The sequence below is a fragment of the Nocardioides sp. CF8 genome (assembly GCF_000389985.1).
GTDB classification, from domain to species: domain Bacteria; phylum Actinomycetota; class Actinomycetes; order Propionibacteriales; family Nocardioidaceae; genus Nocardioides; species Nocardioides allogilvus.
The window spans coordinates 4,205,339-4,205,951 of sequence record NZ_CM001852.1 but is presented as its reverse complement, the minus strand read 5'-3'; the positions used below and the strand labels follow the sequence as shown (position 1 = coordinate 4,205,951).

1 protein-coding gene is annotated in these 613 nt (G+C 71.1%); it reads left to right on the top strand.

The genetic code is table 11. From position 1 onward, the window contains the following. Positions 1-140 precede the first annotated feature (140 nt). The coding region (locus tag CF8_RS23745) for a hypothetical protein (protein ID WP_198016912.1) at positions 141-613 on the top strand (473 nt) is incomplete at its 3' end.

Genomic DNA, 613 nt, shown 5'->3' with positions numbered 1-613 from the left:
GGCTGTGGATAACTCCGTTGGTGTCGGCGGCTGGGCACAAACTGGTCTCGTTCGCCTAGGTCGCGCGGAGATCGTCGGACGATCACCCCGCGGCAAAGTCGAGAGATTCGCACTGGTGCTGACCGATGGAGGTGGTCGAGATGAAGGTCCCGATGACGGTGCTGAGGGTCGTGACCCTCGGGCCTGCGCTGCTGGTGAGCTTCGTCCTCGCCGTGGTGGTGTTCGCGCTGCTCCCGCCGGCGCTGGGCCTGGTCCTGTTCCTGGCCTCGGCGGCCGTGCTGGGGGCGTTGGCGCTGGGCCAGCTCGAGGAGGTGGCGATCGGGTTGCTGACTCGGTCGCGGCCGGCGACGGAGGCCGAGTTCCGGGTGATGGCGCCGGTCCTGGCTGAGCTGGGTGGTCGTGGCGTCGACGTCGGTTCCCTGTGCGTGCGTCGTGTGAAGCGTCCGCAGACGCCGGTGGCGTTGGCGATCGGGCGCCGGGCGGTGGTCATCACGCCGGGCCTGGTGGAGGGGACCTACCGCGGCGGCGTGACCGGCGCGGAGGCTGTAGCGGTGCTTGCGCATGCTGTCGGCCGGCGCCGGGCGATCCGGCCGCGGCTGGAGGCTGCGGTGCT